Origin of the sequence: Vallitalea pronyensis (assembly GCF_018141445.1) — a bacterium.
Lineage (GTDB): Bacteria > Bacillota > Clostridia > Lachnospirales > Vallitaleaceae > Vallitalea > Vallitalea pronyensis.
This window is the reverse complement of sequence record NZ_CP058649.1, coordinates 2,883,621-2,900,579: the sequence shown is the minus strand read 5'-3', so window position 1 is coordinate 2,900,579 and position 16,959 is coordinate 2,883,621. Positions and strand designations below refer to the sequence as shown.

Here is a 16,959-nt window from a genome sequence, read left to right as displayed (position 1 = left end):
CTATGGTATTCAACTTAATCCTATCATTGTAACCACTGATTAATTGAATGACCAATGTAACTGTATACCCTCTCGTTCAATGTATGCTTGAAATGCGACTAACTTGTTTTTGTCATGGTATATTTCTTGTACACTTAATCCATGATTGATACAATATACGGCTAATAGTCCAGCTACTTCTCCAATATTCCATTCACAAGGATGCACGCGAAAACAGCTATTCGTGATATGTGTTGTTCCTACATTTTTGGATGCTGGAATACAATTGTTCATTTTTTTAGAAACCATAATACCTAATGGAATTTCAAATGGTAAACATGTATCATACATAAAACGATTTGTTTGAGTCGTCATATGAAGATCTAAGTGATAATAACCCACCCCAATAGTATCTTCAAAAGAAGCCACGCGTTGCCCTTTCTTCTTGGGTTTTATATCTTGTTCTTTAACTATAAATTCAGCGTCTAAGCGCCTACCTTCTCTTATATAAGGAGCTTTTGCCAAACCATCCTTTGTTCCTAAAGCATCACCCGACAATCTTAAATGAGGGTAGCCTTTTCCTCCATCAGGTCGTTCAGCTTCTGTTTGAAGCCAATAAACCAATGATAAGCTTAGCTCCTTGGCTGCTTCTTTATGTTCATCAATATGCATATTTTCAATGATGTTTCCATCTATATAATCGTTTTGTGGCCAGTTAATAAGCGATCGTTCACAACCCTTATTATCACCTAACCGTTTAGGATCAATGATTCTTCTATAAGACCAAAGGGCTGGATGATTCCCTTTTTCATGACCGTACATTTTAAATGTATGAAGACTTTGCGTGTTGGAGTCAGGACCAAACCAACTTAATTGATGATAATAACTTGCCTTCATGGGCAATAACTTATTACGAATGGCTTCATAATTCTTGGGCTTATGAATTGGTTTTTGTATGGCCTCTGTTTTTTCTAAGCAAGCTACCCACGTAATGGGTTGTAAATCAAGTGGATTTGGTGTTACTTCACCAAGTTCTTCTTGAAACATCTTACCATCTGATCCCACATGGTAATCCTCACCAATAATAGGAAAGAGATCACCTTGGTCCGTAGCATCCAGGTATATCTTGCCTTTTACTTTTGTACATGCCTTTGTCCATAGATGCTCCATGGTCAACTCTTGTATTTCTGTCATGGGCTTTGATCCATGGATAACTTTTGTTACCCCATCCACTATTTTATGATGGTAACAAATATCCAATTGACCATTCTTTACATAGGGCTGTAACCATGACTCCAAAATCTGTACAGCAACAATGGGTTCGTGTGTAATACGACTTACCCACCCATTACCTGGATTTTTATAACCTTCTTCCTGGCCATTTGGATAATGTTTTCTATAATAGGCTCTAATAGCCTCACGTAATTGTCGATAGGTTTTTGTGCAGCCTTCTTCTTCAATCCAAGGGTGTTCATCAGGGGGAACAGCTTGCGACGTCAACTGCCCTCCTATCCAATCTGTTTCTTCTATTAATAAAACTTTTTTACCAGCTTTACAACATTGGTAGGCAGCTATGGTTCCACCTAAGCTAGCGCCTATAATCACTACATCATACGCCTTCATGATTTACACCTACTTTTTATTTGTTGTAATGCCATCCAAGCTGCACCCATATATCCAGCATGATTACCTAACCTAGCAGGTAACAATTGAGCTTGTATATACGGTTGTTTATCCTCTAAAAGATGCCACCATAGATGAGCTGATTCCATAACACCACCACCTATAATGATACATTCTGGATCAATAATAACCTCTAAATCAGCAATGAATGCCTGCATATCTTCTATTAGCCTATGCATGATTTTTACAGCTCTTTGGTCATTTTCTTTATAATACATCATGAATTCTTTACCATGTTTTATATGGGGGCTAATTGCTTCTTGAGCACTTTTTATCAACGCTGTGCCTGATAAATATTGTTCCACACATCCTTGACGACCGCAATTACATTCCTTTCCGTGTCGATATAAGGTCATATGGCCTAATTCACCGCCATGATAGTGAGCTCCTCTAAGAATATCACCTTTTTGAAATATTGCTCCTCCCACACCTGTACCCAATGTAATCATGACCGCATCTTTGTAATGTTTCCCAGCTCCTAACCACATTTCACCTAATAGTGCTGTGTTACCATCATTATCCACAAAAGTTGGTATGTTATATGCCTTTTCCATACATGCCTTTAATCCAACCCCTTGCCATCCAGGTAGATTATCTGTTGCATAGATTATCTGCCCTGTTTCTGTGTTTACACGTCCAGCTGTCCCAATACCAATTGCACTTACCGTATGTGCTTCCATCAATGATTCGACAACTGTGCATAGTTGGCTAAGAATACCTTGTCTACCTTCCTGGGCGTGAGTAGGTATGCATTCTTCTTGCATCACATAGCCATCTTCACATACAACAGCACCTTTTATTTGGGTACCACCTAAGTCAATACCTATTGTCTTTAAGGGGGTATCAAGTGTTAAGTCTACTTGAACTTCAAACATACGCTCCCAAGGTAACAAACACTGTCTTAAATATATGTTATAAGGCGTATCGGCGAATAATAACTCTATTTCTTCTTCTAAACGATGACCCACATCACCTGCAACTTGACCTTGTGGTCCATCTACACGAAAATAGGTGCAATGATACTGGTCTAGCTTATGGTGTATTATCTCATCTCTTGTTTTAGCTTGATAGAGATAATCCTCTACATACCGATGGGCAAGATTCATATTTTTATGACGAAGATGTTGTGGGTTATGACCATAGAAATGATGCATAACCAGCATGCTAATGGCGGTACCTAGTGTGTTAGATGAGGTATTCCATCCAGCATACCCGTGGACAGTAAATAACAGTGCCCTTTCTTGTAACCCTTGTATAAGACATGTGTCTGATCCGTTAGTATAATACACATCTGCAATACCTTTTGTTCCATCATAATCCTCCACATGATTTAAGAATTCCTGTAAAGATACGTGATCATAACGGGAATCTTCTTGTAAATGAGGTAAAAGGTCTAACATTGATCCATTGGTGTTATTTAGGAATAACACCGCATCTGCTTCTTCTAAGGTTAATGCTAGTTGACAACCTGCACTCTTTATTTGGGCTTCAACAGACATGCTTAATGGACGGTCTTCATAGAGCGGTATAATATTTTTGCCTTCTACATGTCGATAATAAGGATAGATCAGAAATGTTTTTTCTTTATGGGTTATCAGCCTTGCTAATAGCGTTAACGATACTTCATCTGCACCTGGGTAAATAAGAATGTCATTTTCTAAATGGGCGTCCTTGATATATTGAATCATCTCAAGTTGATCTTGTTTAGTCAGCCCATAAGGTGATGAATCATCTTGAGGTATGACCAATTCATCAACTATGCCTTGTTTCTTAAGCTGGACAATTTTCTTATTCATTATTTTGTTGGTGTGCCTACGGTGTGTATAATCTTCGTAATAGGCTAATGGCATTGTTTTTTGGATGGATTCTAGTTTAGATACTTCATGAGACGTTAATGTGCCTAATAATTTCTTATGCTCATATACACCGCGCATATGAATGGCTTCTCCCCATTCTTCATAATAATCAGGTTCTTCATCGTTACTTGAATAGGAAGGGTTACGCATGATTAACGAATAACCATATATTTTAATTTGAGGATTATTTTCTTTTATCTTAAATAGGATGTTAAGTCTATGGGATAATGTAGCCACATCATTATTATGTAATCTAGAAGGTATGATGCCACCATATAATAACATATCAAAAGCGACTACTATGGCAGTAGCTTCCTTTGCTTCTTTCAATAGCCAATTGTGTATCGCTTCTATATTGGCTGGTTGTTTCTTGTGCCCTAATAATGCTATGGGGGGAACAACAACCGTATTTGGACTCATATGAGACAATTGTATTGGATAAATAGCATTACATGGTCTTTCATCTAATGGTATAACAATTATTTTACTCATAATAGCTCCTTCATAGCTGAAACAAATTTTTTGGTTATCTCTTGAGGTCTTGTGATAGCTGTACCAACTACAACGGCATAAGCACCTTTTTCTAAGGCTTTTCTTGTATCCTGATAATCCCATATGCCACCTTCCGCAATAACTGGAATAGATAAGGATTGCGTCATGGCTTCAACTAAATCCAAATTAGGCAATACAGATGTCATGGTGTATTCTGTATAGCCATTAAGTGTGGAAGATACTAAGTCAAAGCCAATTGATTCGGCATAAATAGCTTCTTCCAATGTGGCCACATCTGCCATCATGTATAGGGAAGGAAATGCTGTTTTGATCTGTTTCACCATATCAACAAGCAATTCCCCTTTTGGTCGAATACGATGCGTTGCATCTATAGCCACAACCTCAGCACCTGCTTCTGCAACTTCTCTAACTTCTCTCATGGTTGGTGTAATATAGATTGGAGAATCATCATAATCGCGTTTTACTAGTCCAATAATGGGTAAATCTACTTCTTCTTTAATTGCTTTTATATCTTCATAAGAATTTGCACGTATGCATACAGCACCGCCTTCATAGGCCGCTAATGACATTTTTGCCATAATAAATGAACTATGAAGAGGCTCATGGCTAAGTGCTTGGCATGAAACAATTAATCCCGTTCTAATAATATCTGTTATTTCTTTTTTTCTATTCAATGTATTCGTCCCCTCTAACCTTTAATTGCACCTGCTGTCGCACCTTTCACAAAATGTTTTTGTAGTGTAATAAAGACGACAATCATGGGTAAAATGGACAAAATAGCACCTGCTGATATGACCCGCATATCCGAAACAAAGATGCCATTAAGCTTATTCACTCCTAATGGTAACGTATATAGATTTTGATCGTTAACGATTATAAGAGGCCATAAGAAGTCACCCCATGCTGCAACAAAGTTAAATATTGTTAAAGTAACTAATGATGGTCTAACCAATGGCAATAAGATATGCACAAGTATCTGAAAAGTAGATGCACCATCCATATAAGCGGATTCATCTAGCTCTTTTGGTATTTGTATAAAAGCTTGACGCATTAAAAAGATACTGAATGCTGTTATGGCATGGGGTATAACCAGCCCTATATAGGAATTTTGTAAATTCATTTTGAAACACAATTCATAGAGTGGTATCATGAGTAATTGAAAAGGTACAATCATGGTGGATAAAATAAGAATAAATACCACATGTTTACCCTTAAAGTTAAACCTTGATAAAGGATACGCTGCCAAAGATGCAAAAACCAAGTTGCATACTACAATGATAAGCGATACGATGACACTGTTCATTAAATAACGTACGAATGGAAACGCATCCATGGCTCTAACATAATTATGAAGTGTTGGTTGATCGGGTATCATCATTGGAGGATAGCCATATACTGCCTCTCCGCTTGATTTAAGTGATGTACCCACCAACCATAAAAATGGCCCTAATGTCATACAGGCAATGAGTATCAGTAGCCCATATGCTAATACCATATTGAGTACTTTTTTAAACTGCTTAGTTTTCATGCAAACTACTCCTATCCTATATGTTCTTCTGATTTACGTGACAAAAAGATATGCATAACTGAAAACAATAGTGATATAGCAAACAAGATGACACCTGCCGCACTAGCATAACCTACATTCAACTTATCAAAAGCTTGATTATAGATAAAATAAACTAATGTCTCCGTACTTCCAATTGGCCCTCCTTGAGTCATGATGTATATCTCATCAAAAATCTTCAAAGCATTAATGGTTGTCATAACTGCAACAACAACAATTGAAGGCATTAACATAGGTACGGTTACTGATATAAACTGTTTAAATCTATTTGCACCATCAATTCTTGCTGCCTCATATAAGCTTTCTGGTATATTCTGCAATCCAGCAAGATAAATGACCATATAGTAACCTAATCCACGCCAAATAATCACCATGCCAACAGCCATAAGGGCTGTATTTGGATTGGTTAACCAATTAAATGATTCTTTAATCAGCCCTAATTCAAGTAATATATAGTTAATAATGCCATACTCTGCATATAATCCTTGCCATATAATACCCACTACAACCATAGACGTAATAACGGGTACATAATAACTTGCTCGAAAAAAATTGATAAACTTAAATTGTCTATTAACCAATACTGCTAATAGAATAGGTAATATAATATTGGCAATAATAACCACAACAGATAATCGTGCTGTATTCCATAAAGCAGCTAAAAAATTCTTATCCTCTATCAGTTCTTGATAGTTTTCCATCCCATTAAATGAAGGAGAACCTATAAAATTAAAGTTACTTACGCTTAGCGATAGGGATCTAATCATAGGATAAAACATGAATACTGCTAAGATAAGAATAGCAGGCATTAAGTAGATCCAAGCTAGGAGTTCTTTTCTTCTTTTCATTTGCCAACACCTTTCAAAGACTTTATAAGAGGGCTATCGCAGATAACCCTCTGGTAAATAAGAATATGGTTAGAAATCTATTGGGTGTTCAACTTTTTCTAACACTTTATTCCATCCTTCAAGAGCATTGTTAATGGCATCATCACTACTTTGATTACCAATCATTGCCTTTTGAACTTCATCTACCATAATATCGTTAAGATCTGATAATTTTTCCATTGGAGGAATAAGCGCTTTAGAGTTTTCTAATTGCGATGCAGCAATCATTTTAGCTTTTCCTTCTATGGTTTGGTCATCATTTTTAAAATAGCTATCTTCTAAACTGGCTTTTGTAGCTGGTAAAATTGTGCCTGCTACCTTACAGAACGCCAATTGGTTTTCTGCATTGGTTACAAATAGAGCAAATTTAGCTGCAGCTTCATACTTCGTATCATCTTTTTGCTCTGGGATGGCTATATTCATAATAGCAGCATTGTGATGGCCAACTGCACTGGTTGGGGCTTCTTCAACATCTGTTATATCATAAATAGCAGGTGCATCATTCTTGATAGGTCCTAGCATGGTTGGTCCACTGATTAAAGTAGCCACATCACCTGACATATACATTTCTCTAGCTTTTTGATGCCCACCTGTTAGAATCTCTGTTGGAATAAGCTTTTCTTTGTATAAGGTGGTATAGAGCTCAATCATCTCTTTCATGTCATCTGTGTTAAATGCGGCTTTTCCATCTTTCACAAGTGGAATGCCTTTGGATGCAATGGTTTCCAATAGATGTGTACCGTCAAAGGATGGAAAATAAGCATATTTTCCTGTTTCTTCTTTAATCTTTCTCGCTACTTGAATTAAATCATCATAGGATGTAAACACATCAGCCCCTGCTTGTTCATAGAGATCCGTATTATAGATTGTGATGCTATTGGTTATATACCAAGGCAATGCAAATATATTACCTTGATATGCATTTGATTCATAAATGAACTTAAAATAAGCATCTTTTTCCTGCTCACTCATATATGCTTCAGGATTAATCAAGGACCCTGCAGTAGCTAGTTTTGCTGCAAATTGTGGATTAAGGTTAACAACATCAGGAGCAGAACCTCCAGCAACGGCTGTTAATATCTTTGTCTCCATATTTCCCCAAGGTACATCTGTCCACTTCACTTTTATGGATGAGTGTTCTGCCTCAAAAGCCTCAATCATACCGTTGATATAATCGTCAAAAGTTGGTGATAAAGACATGGTCCAAAAATCAATCTCAATGATCTTATCTTTTTCTTTATCACCACTACTATCGACATTACCATTACTGTTTTGCTGATTGTCATTATCTTGTGATGTTTCTTTGTTACCACATGCTACCATACTGAGTGTTAAGCTTAATACCAATAAAACAACCATAAATTTTTTCATCAATTACCCTCCTTGGATTATTTATCCTAAAATATTTTTATAAAATGGAGCGTTACTCCTATTCGGATTATAGCAAACTTCTTATGAAAAAGCAATAAAAAAATATCATAACTGTTAATAAAAGTTATGCTCAATGTTTAATATGCCAATTTTGGGTAATAAATAAGCCAAAACCATTTAAAAAAATGGATTTGGCTTCAATTGTCAACATAAATGACATGTTCAGTTATTAAAAATGGCTTGGGATGTTTTTTCCTTGATTTCAAGTGTATGCTGATAATCCTCTAAGGATAATCCTGTACATAATAAATCGATAATATATAATTGAGCTATTTTAGCTATAAGAGATCCTCCTTCTAAAGGTTTCTCTTTCCCAGCTGTTATCAACACAATATCAGACAAAGTAGCTAACAGTGACTTTTTTTGATTGGTTATGGCGATGATGCAAGCACCATTTTCTTTAGCAACTTTCACAGCATCAATAATTTCTTTTGTTGATCCAGATAAACTAATAGCAACGATCACATCCTGTTGTTTAATGATTGCAGAATGAATAAGTTGATAATGATTATCACTTATAGCCTGTGTAAAATATCCAATCCTCGTAAAACGCCCACTAGCTTCTGATGCCGTTATACCCGATGCACCAAGGCCATAAAAAAGTATATGTCTAGCCTGCCGAAGTCTTTGAACGGCTTGGTCCAATGCTTTCTGATCAATAATCATTCGTGTGTTATCAATGGACGTCATCATATTTTGAGCAATTCTATCCACATAATTATCAACAGTTAATACTTCTTCTATTTCTTGATGCGATTGTTTGGCAAGTTCTATTTTAAAATCTTGAAACCCACTGTATCCTAATTTACGACAGAATCTTAATATGGATGTCTCCCCTACCTTTACTTCCTTTGCCATCTGTGTTAGGGACGAATATATAACTTCTTGTTCATTTTTGATAATATAGGCCTTTATTTTTTTATCTGCCTTAGTCAACTCAGAATCATATATGTCCATTAACTTCCATATATCCATAATGCCCTCCTTTAGCGACGTCACATATTCTAAATGCTATTTTATATCTGCTTTTTCATCTTATCATAAAATAATAAGACGCTCAATACATATGATGTAAGGTCAATCACCCAACACGTCTATTGCTTTACAATAATGTTTTTTTCTTTGCCACAAGGTATTTAGATGGGGACAATCCCAAGTGTTTTTTAAACACTTTACTAAAATAATAAGCATCCTCATAACCCACTTTTTTGGCTACGATTTTAATGGCTGTCTCTTCTTCAAAAAGTTCACAAGCTTTTTTTAAACGGTATTTAATTAAATAATTAATGGGCGAATCCCCCATCACTTCTTTGAAGATTTTTGAAGTATACACCGGACTTAAGTATATGTTTTCTGCTATTTTAGTCAGTGATATGGGCTTCATATAGTTTTCCGTAATATAGTCAACAATTGTATTCACAATGGATTGTTTATCATACTGTTTAATAATGATACCGTTACTTTTTTCTAATACCGTAGAAAAATACTTTTCTTTGAGTATCAGCACAATCAGTTTCATGGTCAATGATTTTAGTAGCAATGGTTTACCGGCGTCATTTTTTTCTTGCTCATGAATAATTTCCTCACAGCAATTGTGAAACGACTGACCGTATTTTACAAATTCAAGTATCGGTGAATCATGCTCTGAAATAATCTGTTCTTTGGGGAATCCTTGCAACTTTAAGTTACAGAAACCAATATGTAGTTCTTCAACTTGCTCTTCTGGAGCCAACAAGCGATGGTGATAAACACCTGCATTACAAATGATCAGATCGCCAGGTTTGACCTGATAATGTTCCTGACCAATTTTGTAACGACAACTTCCAGATAATATATATATTAAAGATATAAAATCGTGTTGGTGTGAAGGCGTTGGACTCTCTCCATCAAAGGACAGGGTAAAGCAATACAATATCTTCGGGTTAAAATGATCGGGTTTAATATGATACTCTTCCATAGACTTCTCCTTAATATAAAATATAACTCTATCATAAACTATTTAGTATTCAAAGTAAATTCATATAGGATAAAATATTACATCTATAGGATAAAATGAACCATTTTTATCATCTAATAATCCACATAGAATAGAACTAAATATTTATAATGACCAAAACTAACGAAAGGTATACGAGGTGGGTTCTGTGAAAGCATTAAAATGGATATGGCAGTATATGAAGTTACATAAACGAAAGATGGCCTATGGCTACACTTCCGTCATTATTTTTTCTTTTCTAGGTGTCATTATACCCTATTATATTGGAAAAATTGTGGATGAGGTGATTGAAGGAAAAGATTATAGTCTGCTGCAGCCTTATCTACTGACAATTATTGGCGTCGCACTTCTAAGAACGCTCATGGCTTATGGACATAATATGGCATTTGAATCTTTATCTCAAGGCGTCATATTTAAAATTCGTTCTCAAATGTACGATTTGCTTCATCGATTAGACTTTACTTTCTTTGACAGTAATAGGACAGGTGACCTGATGTCACGTATGACAGGTGACATTGACGCAATCAGGCATTTTACAGCACATGTGTCCCATCAACTGCTTAAAGCTGTTGTGATGTTTGTGTTTGCCCTAGGTATGATTTTTACAATTAATGTGAAGTTTTCACTGGTTGTTTTATCGGTAGCCCCTATTATTCTTGGTGTAGCACTTCTATTTTCTAAGGCAGTTCGGCCACGATTTTCAGATATCCGAAAACAATTCTCAAAACTGAATACAGTTGTTCAAGAAAATGTCAGCGGAAATCGTGTGGTTAAGGCTTTTGCTAATGAAGATTTTGAGACCGAAAAATTTACAAAAGAAAACGAAGCCTATAAGGAAAAAATGATATTAGCAGCATCTGTATGGGAAAAATACCTGCCTATCATGGAATTTTTCTCCAAATCCATGTTTATAGTTGTTATTCTTGTAGGCGGTCTCTTGGTGATTAACGACAACCTGTCCTATGGTGAGCTTGTAACACTCAATACCGTTATATGGCGGGTCAATATGCCTTTACAAATGGCAGGATGGCTCATTAATGATACACAGCGCTTTATAGCAAGTGCTGAAAAAATACAAGGCCTCATTGATACAAAACCTGTCATTAAAAACGAAGGGGTTGTCTTAAATGAAGAAGACTTTCCTCTTAATGGAAAAATTGAGTTTAAAAATGTAAGTTTTAAATATAAAGATGAACCTGTGTTAAAAGATGTCTCTTTTTGCATTAATCCAGGACAAAAAGCTGCTTTTATTGGTGCAACAGGATCAGGCAAGTCCACCATTATGAATCTCATATGCCGATTCTATGAAGTTGATGACGGTCTTATTACCCTTGACCGGGTGAATGTTAAAAACATCGATCTAAAGACCCTTCGTTCTGTGGTTTCCATTGCCATGCAGGATGTCTTTCTCTTCACGGATACCATTGAAGGAAATATTGCTTATGGTGTACCCGATGTGAGTGTTGAGCAGGTCTATGAAGTTGCAAGATTAGCGGATGCTCATGAGTTCATTAAAAGCTTCCCAGAGGGCTATGATACCATTGTTGGTGAACGAGGCGTTGGTTTATCTGGTGGACAAAAACAAAGGATTGCTCTGGCAAGAACACTATTAACCAAACCAAACGTGCTTATATTAGATGATACAACGTCTAGTCTTGACTTGAAAACAGAACAGCAAATTCAAAAGAATATCGAAACCATTAATTATAAAAATACAACACTCATTATTGCCCATAGAATATCTTCTGTAAGAAATGCTGACCAGATTTTTGTCATGGAGGACGGTGTTGTTATTGAGAAAGGCACCCATGAATCTTTATTGGAACAGAAAGGGCATTATTATGATGTCTATAAAAATCAATTGGGTGATTTTGACCATGTAGCTAGCAACACAAGTCAGAAGGAGGTCAACTATGGCGCGTAATAAATTTGATGTAGATGAAGAATTACAAACCCTTTTTAACGGGCAACACCTTAAACGGTTGATGGGATACATTAGACCTCATAGAAAAGCATTAACCATAACCGTTATGCTGATGATTATTTCCAGTATCGCACTACTATTAGGACCCTATCTGGTCCGAGAAGCCATTGACCATAAAATTCCAGACAAAGATGTTGATGGTTTAATCATGATATCCATCGGTTTAGCTCTGGCCATGTTAACCAGTAGTGTCTGTCTGAAGTTTAGAATACGTTTGATGTCTTCTGTTGCCCAGAAAATAATATATACATTAAGGGAGGACATTTTTTTACATCTACAAAAACTGCCTTTTTCTTACTTTGATAATCGCCCTCATGGTAAGATTATTATCCGTGTGGTGAATTATGTAAACGCCCTTAATGATTTACTGCAAAACGGGATCATCAATGTCATTACGGATATGTTTAGCCTCATCTTTATTGTTATATTCATGTTTGCCATTGATGTGCGCTTAACGTTAATTAGTATGGTAGGTTTACCTGTACTCATTGTGGTTACATTCTTACTTAAACGGGCACAACGTATTCGTTGGCAAAGGGTGAGCAGCAAACAATCCAATCTAAATGCCTATGTTCACGAAAGCATCTGCGGTATTAAGGTGACCCAATCTTTTGCCCGTGAAGAAGAAAACAAAAACATATTTAACACGTGTAATTCCGCCTATAAAAAATCATGGATGTCAGCTGTGCGCTTGGTACATCTTATGTGGCCGATTTCTGAAAATATATCAACCTTAAGTATTTCACTCCTTTTCTACATGGGTACGTCCTGGCTTGCTTATGGTGAATACATCATCACTGTAGGTACACTCGTTGCATTTGTAAGTTATATTGGCAGGTTCTGGGGTCCCATTATGAACCTTAGTAATTTTTACAATCAAATTATTATGGCCATGGCTTATTTGGAGAGAATATTTGAAACCCTTGATGAAGAAATTGTTGTTAAAGATCAAAAAGATGCTTATCCCATCCCAACCATTGCAGGCAGTGTCACTTTCTCCAATGTGGGATTTGCTTATGAGGAAAATAATCCAATTCTAAAAGGGATTAATTTTCATGTTGAAGCAGGTGAGAGAATTGCTCTCGTTGGTTCTACAGGTTCAGGAAAAACAACCATTATTAATCTTATCAGCCGTTTTTATGACATACAAGAAGGTGACATCTTCGTTGACGGTCATGATATACAGAAGGTAACACTTGCATCACTTCGTCAGCAGATGGGCATTATGATGCAAGATACATTCATCTTTTCTGGTACAATTATGGATAACATCCGCTACGGTAAAAGGGATGCAACCGAAGAAGAGATTATTCAAGCTGCTAAGGAAGTGAAAGCACATGACTTCATCATGAAAATGCAAGATGGTTATCAAACAGAAGTCAATGAACGAGGTTCCAGGCTATCTGTTGGACAGCGGCAACTTATTTCTTTTGCTCGAGCTCTCCTTGCCAAGCCTGCCATACTCATCTTAGATGAAGCCACTTCAAGCATTGACACCAAAACTGAGATGGCACTCCAAGAAGGCTTAGAACGTTTATTAGAAGGTCGTACTTCCTTTGTTGTTGCTCATCGCCTTGCAACCATCAAGAATGCTGACCGCATCTTCTATATCCGTGATGGTAGAATTATTGAAGCAGGCACACATGAAGAGCTCATTGACTTAGGAGGCGCTTACTATAAATTATTCATGACACAGTATGAGATTCTGAATAATGACATAGCACTTTAAAGGATTAATGTATAACTTTACAAGGATTTATATTTCGGAATACTGAACTGACATTTACAAAATGGACTACATAATAGAAGCCAAGAACGCTACGCATCCTAGCATAGAGTTCTTGGCTTTTTTAACAATAATAACATGACCAGTTGGTGATTTACATACCATAGTGAAACCATCTCTTTTCAGGTATGATGTTTGAGAATATACATTACATATGACTTGAGCTATTGTAGTATACAATGGGTAGTAACTTATAGCTTTTATTCCCCATTGGTAGAAACCTTTAATGTAAATGCTATGTCCGTTAATGGCTCTTTGGGAAGGTTAACAACTAATCCATTATCTATAAATGCATACCCAATGGCTTCATTACAACCCAGAAGTTTCACATGGGTCACATGATCTGATGGGTTAATGGCCTGTATACGAACTTTACCATCCTTTGGCCATGTAAATCCAAAGACATAGATAACATCGTCTTTTTTCGTGAAACGCAGTTCCCTATCTCCTATGATAAAGTCATCTTCATTTTTACTCTCTGTAGCCTTCAATTTTGTTTTTATATTTTCCCCGTATACCCGCCAAGGTCGTGTTCCGTATATGGCCTCACCATTTATATCAAGCCACTGACCTAATATTTTAAGTAAAAGGTCACAAGTTTCGTCAATTTCCCCATTGGGCATAAGGGGTACATTGAGAAGCAAATTACCGTTTTTACTGACGGTATCAACGAGAAATGCTACCACTTGATGAATTGTCTTATATGGGTAACCTTTTTCATAAAACCAATTTCCAAGGCATGTATCAATTTGCCAAGGCTCTTCGGTAATCTTATTTGCCACGCCACGTTCCAAGTCCAAGGTACCTACCCCTTCTACATATTCACAGAGGTTGGAAATATTCTTGATGTTAAATACACCTTCCAGCTTTTTATTGGATAGAAGATTATGGTTATAATAGTATGCCATCAGTTGGCGTCCAACGTCTCCAAAGGGTATACCCCCATCAATGTAGAATAAGTCTGGATCATGTTGATCAATTAAATCCTTCATTCTGTGGAACCATTCATGCTGCCAATATGCAGGTGTTATATCCGGTGTATTAAATACCCTCATATCTGTGCCATGTACTTGTGAAAAATACAAATCCGCATAATCCGGGTCATTACCATCATAGAGGATATCTTTATGGCTGCCATCTTGGTCCGCCAGTTTACTTGGCCCTAACCAGTAATAATAATTAGAAAGATGTTCTGAAACACCAAATCTTAATCCTCTCTTTTTTGCAGCTTCTTGCCACATACCTACAATGTTTTTCTTAGGCCCTAACGTGACTGCATTCCATTTCGTATACTTGGAATGCCAGCAATCATAATTGTCCACATGCACACCAAGTGCAACAAAATACTTAGCACCTGCCGCCACATATTTATCCATTAATTTTTCTGGATCAAAGGTTTCAGCTTTCCAAAGAGGTATAATGTCTTTAAAACCAAACGTTGATGGATGCCCATAATGTTCTCGATGATACTGATATGCTTTGGAACCTTCCATATACATGTTCCGGGCATACCAACCATCACACATGGGGACACATTGAGGACCCCAATGTGCCCATATGCCAAATTTAGCATCTCTAAACCATTGGGGACACTGGTACTGCTTCAACGATTCATCTGTGGCTTTAAAGGGACCGACCCCTTCTGTTCTGGGTAACCTAAGCATATCGTCACGACGTTTTTTATATTTTTCTTTTATGGCATTATTAAAATACATCTATGCCAGCCTCCTTATGTGAAGTCTTTTTTTTAGATTACACTGTCCTGAGTAATTAATCCATGTACTTATTAACCATATATATGTACTTTTCTTCTTTTTATGGATTCGTTGGGAAAGTATCTTCACCCCATATGAAAATGCTTCTATTTCATATGCTTCATTCAAAGACTTTTTAAAGTTAAAATAGCCCCCGATTAAGAATAATCAGAGGCTCATTATATTTATTTTACTACACACCATTTAGCTGACATTATTTCAATTATAACCTGCAAAGACTGTAACTCAGCATTTCCTAAGCTCCTCTTACTTCGAAATCCGCATAGCTTTCAATACCATGTTCTTCAATATCTAACCCCACGTGTTCTTCTGCTTTACTAACCCTTAATCCAATAACCTTATCCACTAACTTGAATATGATATAAGCAGATGCAATGACCCAAAAACCAACTGCTACAACACCTAGTGCTTGAACACCGAGTTGCTTAAAGCCACCTCCATAAAATAAGCCAAGACCAACGCCACTATCTGCCGAGAATAATCCGACCATAAGTGTACCAAATGCACCACATATACCATGTACGCCTACTGCACCAACAGGATCGTCGACTTTAAGTACTTTATCAACAAATTCTATACCAAATACGATAACGATACCTGCCAATGCACCTATTATAGCAGCACCTACAGGTGTTACAACAGCACATCCAGCTGTTATAGCAACCAGTCCAGCTAAAGCACCATTTAATGTCATGGATACATCCGGTTTTTTATACTTAACCCAAGTAACACCCATTGTAACGATTGCTGCAACTGCTGCGGCTAGGTTCGTCGTTACGAATATCTTACTAATTGCTGCTGCATCAGCAGAAGAGGACGCTGCAAGCTGGGACCCAGGATTAAAACCAAACCATCCAAACCATAAAATAAAGACACCAAGAGCTCCTAAGGTTAAACTATGTCCTGGGATGGCATGGGATTTACCATCTTTTGAATATTTACCAATACGAGGGCCTATGATGGATGCACCAATTAATGCACACCAACCACCTACTGAGTGAACCACTGTGGAACCTGCAAAATCATGGAAACCTAAATCAGATAACCAGCCGCCTCCCCAAATCCAATGTCCTGCTACCGGATAGATAATAACCGATATAAAGAAACTGTATATGAGGTATGCTTTAAACTTAGTTCTTTCAGCCATAGCTCCAGATACAATCGTAGCTGCCGTCGCACAAAAAACAGTTTGAAAGATAAGTGATGTATAATCTGTACTTCCTAAAAAGAACAAATCAGGCTTTCCAATAATTGAACCTAATGTATCACCATACATAAGCCCATAACCTATAGCCCAAAACATTAATGAACCCACTGCAAAGTCCATTAAGTTTTTCATGATAATATTTCCTGCATTCTTGGATCGCGTAAAACCAGTTTCAACCATTGCAAAACCTGCCTGCATAAAGAAAACAAGTGCTGTAGCAATTAATACCCATATTGTATCTAAGACCATTTTAATTTCATCCATTTTATCTACTCCTTTAACATTTTATTATGAC

Annotated in this window: 11 protein-coding genes and 1 pseudogene; 2 read left to right on the top strand and 10 right to left on the bottom strand. The window is 36.8% G+C overall.

Going from position 1 to position 16,959, the window contains the following annotated elements; translation table 11 throughout:
• Nucleotides 1-39: 39 nt before the first annotated feature.
• From HZI73_RS11995 to HZI73_RS11960, 8 genes are all read right to left on the bottom strand, one after another.
• Nucleotides 40-1,602 carry an FAD-dependent oxidoreductase gene (locus tag HZI73_RS11995; RefSeq protein ID WP_212698460.1) on the bottom strand — a complete coding sequence of 521 codons (1,563 nt, stop codon included), beginning with the start codon at nt 1,600-1,602 and terminating at the stop codon, nt 40-42.
• Nucleotides 1,599-4,010: a DUF4127 family protein gene (locus tag HZI73_RS11990; protein ID WP_212698459.1), complete on the bottom strand. Its 2,412-nt coding sequence runs from the start codon at nt 4,008-4,010 to the stop codon at nt 1,599-1,601. The genes HZI73_RS11995 and HZI73_RS11990 overlap by 4 nt, the downstream gene beginning before the upstream one ends.
• The gene (locus HZI73_RS11985) at nt 4,007-4,705 is read right to left on the bottom strand and encodes an N-acetylmannosamine-6-phosphate 2-epimerase (protein ID WP_330619734.1); all 699 of its coding nucleotides are present in this window, start codon (nt 4,703-4,705) and stop codon (nt 4,007-4,009) included. The genes HZI73_RS11990 and HZI73_RS11985 overlap by 4 nt, the downstream gene beginning before the upstream one ends.
• A 14-nt stretch (nt 4,706-4,719) precedes the next feature.
• Nucleotides 4,720-5,559 carry a carbohydrate ABC transporter permease gene (locus HZI73_RS11980; RefSeq protein WP_212698458.1) on the bottom strand — a complete coding sequence of 280 codons (840 nt, stop codon included), beginning with the start codon at nt 5,557-5,559 and terminating at the stop codon, nt 4,720-4,722.
• Between the two features lie 11 nt (nt 5,560-5,570).
• A complete protein-coding gene (locus HZI73_RS11975) occupies nt 5,571-6,446 on the bottom strand; it encodes a carbohydrate ABC transporter permease (protein ID WP_212698457.1) in 876 nt (291 codons plus the stop codon).
• A 69-nt stretch (nt 6,447-6,515) separates the two neighbouring features.
• Nucleotides 6,516-7,856, bottom strand: a complete 1,341-nt coding sequence (locus tag HZI73_RS11970; RefSeq protein ID WP_212698456.1) for an ABC transporter substrate-binding protein — start codon at nt 7,854-7,856, stop codon at nt 6,516-6,518.
• 222 nt (nt 7,857-8,078) lie between these two features.
• Nucleotides 8,079-8,891: a MurR/RpiR family transcriptional regulator gene (locus HZI73_RS11965; RefSeq protein WP_212698455.1), complete on the bottom strand. Its 813-nt coding sequence runs from the start codon at nt 8,889-8,891 to the stop codon at nt 8,079-8,081.
• 127 nt (nt 8,892-9,018) lie between these two features.
• Nucleotides 9,019-9,873 carry an AraC family transcriptional regulator gene (locus tag HZI73_RS11960; protein ID WP_212698454.1) on the bottom strand — a complete coding sequence of 285 codons (855 nt, stop codon included), beginning with the start codon at nt 9,871-9,873 and terminating at the stop codon, nt 9,019-9,021.
• 187 nt (nt 9,874-10,060) lie between these two features.
• Between HZI73_RS11960 and HZI73_RS11955 the strand changes: the two genes are divergently transcribed.
• A complete protein-coding gene (locus HZI73_RS11955; RefSeq protein ID WP_212698453.1) occupies nt 10,061-11,836 on the top strand; it encodes an ABC transporter ATP-binding protein in 1,776 nt (591 codons plus the stop codon).
• Nucleotides 11,826-13,625 (top strand): ABC transporter ATP-binding protein, encoded by a 1,800-nt coding sequence (locus HZI73_RS11950; protein ID WP_212698452.1) that lies wholly within the window; start codon nt 11,826-11,828, stop codon nt 13,623-13,625. Before HZI73_RS11955 ends, HZI73_RS11950 begins: the two co-directional genes overlap by 11 nt.
• A gap of 257 nt (nt 13,626-13,882) precedes the next feature.
• Here HZI73_RS11950 and HZI73_RS11945 read toward each other — a convergent pair whose 3' ends face one another.
• The gene (locus HZI73_RS11945) at nt 13,883-15,397 is read right to left on the bottom strand and encodes an alpha-L-fucosidase (protein ID WP_212698451.1); all 1,515 of its coding nucleotides are present in this window, start codon (nt 15,395-15,397) and stop codon (nt 13,883-13,885) included.
• A 313-nt stretch (nt 15,398-15,710) separates the two neighbouring features.
• Nucleotides 15,711-16,928 (bottom strand): annotated as a pseudogene (locus tag HZI73_RS11940) (ammonium transporter); the annotation flags it as partial.
• Nucleotides 16,929-16,959: the final 31 nt, after the last annotated feature.